Annotated in this window: 4 protein-coding genes; all 4 read right to left on the reverse strand. The window is 49.0% G+C overall.

What is annotated here, in order from left to right; translation table 11 throughout:
- On the reverse strand, positions 1–797 hold a 797-nt coding region (locus ACRCZA_RS09360; protein WP_438674176.1), incomplete at its 3' end, for a patatin-like phospholipase family protein.
- 229 nt (positions 798–1,026) lie between these two features.
- Entirely contained in the window at positions 1,027–2,742 is a 1,716-nt protein-coding gene (locus ACRCZA_RS09365; RefSeq protein WP_438674177.1) for a proline--tRNA ligase, read from the reverse strand.
- 163 nt (positions 2,743–2,905) lie between these two features.
- Positions 2,906–3,535, reverse strand: a complete 630-nt coding sequence (locus ACRCZA_RS09370) for an acyltransferase (RefSeq protein ID WP_438674178.1) — start codon at positions 3,533–3,535, stop codon at positions 2,906–2,908.
- Entirely contained in the window at positions 3,536–4,270 is a 735-nt protein-coding gene (gene tsaA, locus ACRCZA_RS09375) for a tRNA (N6-threonylcarbamoyladenosine(37)-N6)-methyltransferase TrmO (protein ID WP_438674179.1), read from the reverse strand. It abuts the gene before it with no gap.
- Positions 4,271–4,489: the final 219 nt, after the last annotated feature.

The raw sequence follows: 4,489 nt of genomic DNA on the forward strand, positions 1-4,489 counted from the left end.
TTTAACGTATCAGAAAAGACAGTATCTAAAAGATGCCCTGCAATGGTGGCGGTCTTAGGGTGATACTCAAGCTCCATCGGAAAATGTTTGTGAGGGCTATCCAAGTTGATGATAAAAAGCCGAGTCGCGCCCAAATGAATGGGGCTCGAAAGGGGCGCCAGTTGGTGGACTGAGCCATCGCCGTAATAGGCTTGGTTAAGCTTAATCGACGGGAATACCAGAGGGATCGCGGAGCTGGCGAGCAAGTGCTCAGTATTGAGCATTTTTCGTATACCACTGCGCCTCGCTCGGGTCCAATTGTCGATGTCTCTCGCTGCTTGAAAAAAGGTCTCAGAACGCGAATTGTTATAGCAAGAGGTGTCAACGCTGAGTGCGGTGAGCGCGCCATTTTGGATATTGCGGTCAATGCGTTTGAAGTCGATGAGCTGATTGAGCAGGAGGCGTAATGGTTCATTATCTAGCAAGCTGCCTGCATCGGTATTGACCTTATCATCTTGTAATCCCTTGAGGGCCATCTTGGCTAAATGACTTAATACCTCGGGGATCGATGTGCGATAAATTTTGCGGGTTTCCATATGGCGCCAGACCCACTCGAGTTTGCGCACACCTAAATGAAAGCATGAGGCATGGGTCGCGATAGATGTGCCATTAATGGCGCCAGCGGAGGTGCCACTGATAATTTTAAAGGGAATGCTATGATTGCGTGGATAACACTGTACTAATGCTTTTAACACGCCGACTTGGTAGGCGGCCCGAGCTCCACCGCCACCCAGGACTAATGCTGTAGATGTTGGCAATCTGCTAACCCAATGGATGTTCAATGGTTTTATTAAAGCAATGCTTAAGGTTAAAAAGCAAGCATTAAGCGGTTACGGTTCGCCGATTTGGATGGTTTTTTTACGCAGGAAGAGAGCCGGGGCTGCATGCGCAGCAGATCCTCAAAAAAATGTGGGGTAAGCCCCATAAAAAAATGCACTTAAGTCGTGCCTTAAGTGCATTATTGTCGATATGGTTGACTATTTACTGTTAGCCGTTCATTTGATTTTTGATGAAATCGACAATCTCGGCAAAGGGGATGTCTTGCTTTTCACCGGTGCGGCGATTTTTATATTCAAACACGCCCGCATCGATATTGCGATCACCAATGACGATAGTATGTGGAATACCAATTAACTCCATATCGGCAAACATCACGCCTGGGCGCTCCTTGCGATCATCGAGTAATACGTCAATGCCTGCAGCACTTAAGTCTTTGTATAATTGCTCGGCGATATCGGTGACGCGGTGTGACTTGTGCATGTTCATTGGCAAAATCCCCACGCTAAACGGGGCGATTGCTTCTGGCCAAATGATGCCACGGTCATCAAAATTTTGCTCGATAGCGGCCGCGACGATACGGCTCACACCGACACCGTAACAACCCATCAGTAGCACCTGTGACTTGCCATTTTCGTCAAGTACGGTGGCATTCATCGATTTAGAGTAGTTAGTGCCCAGCTGGAAGATATGGCCCACTTCAATACCGCGCGCCATCGCATAGGTACCTAAACCATCTGGGGTGGGTTCGCCTTCGACCACATTACGGATATCCGCCGCTTGAGCCAGTGGTAAATCGCGCTCCCAGTTGATGCCAAAGTAGTGTTTATCATCGACGTTGGCACCCGCCGCAAAATCGCTCATCACGCTCACGCTATGGTCGATAATGATTGGCATATTCAACCCTACAGGGCCGAGCGAGCCTGGACCGGCGCCCACGGCGTCACGGATCTGAGCATCAGATGCAAATTCGAGTGGTGATGCCACTAACTCTAATTTATCTGCTTTGATTTCGTTCAGTTCATGGTCGCCACGCACAATCAGCGCAACCAGTGGCGCGGCTTCAGTCGCACCTTTAACAATTAAGGTTTTCACTGTTTTAGTGATATCTAAACCAAATTGTTCAACTAGTTCAGCGATAGTTTTCGCATTGGGCGTATCGACTAAACGTAATTCTGCTGTGGCCGCGCCGCGGGCTTCGGTCGGCAGTGGTGATTCGGCTTTCTCAATGTTAGCGGCATAGTCGCTACCCGTTGAGTAGGCAATCAAATCTTCACCACTTTGTGCCAGAACGTGGAATTCGTGGGACATGCTGCCACCGATAGAACCGGTATCGGCTAGTACAGGGCGGAAGGCTAAGCCCATGCGCGACAGAATGTTGCTATAGGCTTGATACATCGCCTCATAGGTCGCATTCATGGTATCGACGTCCAGATGGAAAGAGTAAGCATCTTTCATCAGGAACTCGCGTGAACGCATAACGCCAAAGCGTGGGCGCACTTCATCACGGAATTTGGTTTGAATTTGATAAAGGTTCAGCGGTAATTGCTTGTAAGAGCTGACTTCTTTACGAATTAAGTCGGTGATCACTTCTTCATGGGTTGGGCCTAACACGAAGTCACGGTTGTGACGATCTTTAAAGCGCAGGAGTTCTGGACCAAACTTATCCCAACGACCTGTTTCCACCCACAAATCAGCCGGTTGCACCATAGGCATAAGGATTTCAATCGCGCCCGCTTTGTTCATCTCTTCACGAACAATGGCTTCGACTTTACGCAGTACGCGTAGACCCGTCGGCAGATAACTGTAAAGGCCTGAGGCGTTACGACGGATCATCCCGGCGCGTAACATTAATTGGTGACTAATAACCTCTGCGTTGGCAGGAGTTTCTTTTTGTGTTGATAGCAGGTACTTGCTGACGCGCATTACCGATGTCCAAATTTGAGTTGAATGGGCGCCATTTTATCATCTGCTTTGATGATGTCACCTATGGATTGAGGTTAAATTCAGTTAGCTGCGTGACAAATCGCATGTTTAAGGCGGGATAGTGGTTAAGGCACGCGTGCTTGGATTATGCTGCGGGTGCCGTTTACTTATCGCGCCTATCGCCAATCACCCTTGCAGGATTACCCGCAACGATAGCCCAGTCGGGCACATCCTTCGTGACGATGCAGCCCATGCCGATAACGGCGTGATCGCCAATCGTGACACCATCAACGATGCCAGCTTGCGCCCCAATCCAGACATCGTTGCCGATGATAATGCCTGTAGACTGAGCCGGTTGTTTATAAATTGGGGCATCGGGCGCCATACCGTGATTAAAGGCATAAATGGTGACATGGTTGGCAATGCGGGTTTGATTGCCGATTTGAATCCCCACGCGCCCACCGTCAAAGGAGCAGCCATGATTGATAGCCACTTCATCGCCTAAGGTGATGGGGCCATGTAAAAAACACTCCGCGGCAATCATGCAACGCTTGCCCATGCGAATATCACGGTTGGGCTCGGCAAATAGCTCGGCTTCTGGCGCGATAAAACATTGCTCACCAATGTGGACCGTTTCGAGGGCGCAAAGAGCCGCTTGTACTTCATCTTGCCAGGGCTTTGCCCAGGCTAAGTGTTTATCTTTTAATGAAAAATACAGCCAAGGCATCCAAGATAAACGCTTTTTATGTTGGCGTTGATAATCTGGCACAGTGTTCGAGTTCGGCGTAGACATTTAGCCACATTTCCCCGGTTTAAGTTCGATGACTTGAATATATTCCCGCTCATCCTCATCGACCGCCATCTGCCAAAAGATATCTAAATCATATAAAGCGATTTGATATAACTTAGGGTCATCCTTGGCTTTTTTATAGGCAGGGCGAGGGTCTTGTCCCAGTACGCCACGGATAAGCACGGCTAAATCCGTATAGGCTTCTTGTTTGCCGTAGGCGTTGATTTGTTCATCGGCAAGATCACTAAACTCGACGGCAATCAGTTTCGGTGCCTCCTGGGCCATGCCGCCGACAGCACCTTCAATCGAATCCGAAAAGGGAATATAGGGCTTAATATCGATAATTGGCGTGCCATCGACCAGATCCATGCCGGAAATTTCAAGGCACACTTTGCCTTTACGCTGTACAACCCCATGCAGTTTTACCACCGACTGACCAATACCATTGGGGCGAAAGGTCGAGCGAGTGGCAAATACGCCGAGTTTTTCGTTGCCGCCTAAACGCGGCGGACGCACAGTGGTTTTCCAGCCTTGGGCAAGATTTTCATGGAAGCAAAATAACAACCACAAGTGGGAATATTGCTCAATGCCTCGCACGGCATCGAGATGATTGATATGGGGCTCAAGCTCAACATAGCCGCGTGCTTCAACGAGGCCAGGTTGTCTTGGTATGCCAAACTTTTGTTTATAAGGCGTTCGACAAGTCGCGACGGCGACAATGTGATTGGTAAAGCTCATGTAAAATTCCCAAGCTGGGTGATAACCGCTATTGGTCTCATTGGCGTTTTGAGCCTAGACATGAGAAAAATAGCGTGTTGATTTAACACTTTTGGTTGTCACGATGCACTGAGCCAGCGGCGCGTTGATGATGCACACGCTCTGATCTATGAGTGCTTGCGATTGTAACGATATTTCCCCAAGGTTTTGGGGCTGGGCTATCTGTCTACGGCGGTAGTT

Source organism: Shewanella sp. (assembly GCF_051658185.1).
Lineage (GTDB): Bacteria > Pseudomonadota > Gammaproteobacteria > Enterobacterales > Shewanellaceae > Shewanella.

Bases quoted from the DNA above. Each gene is read 5' to 3' on its own strand.
- ACRCZA_RS09370 (WP_438674178.1), bottom strand. From the start codon at position 3,535: ATGTCTACGCCGAACTCGAACACTGTGCCAGATTATCAACGCCAACAT.
- ACRCZA_RS09365 (WP_438674177.1), bottom strand. From the start codon at position 2,742: ATGCGCGTCAGCAAGTACCTGCTATCAACACAAAAAGAAACTCCTGCC.
- tsaA (WP_438674179.1), bottom strand. From the start codon at position 4,270: ATGAGCTTTACCAATCACATTGTCGCCGTCGCGACTTGTCGAACGCCT.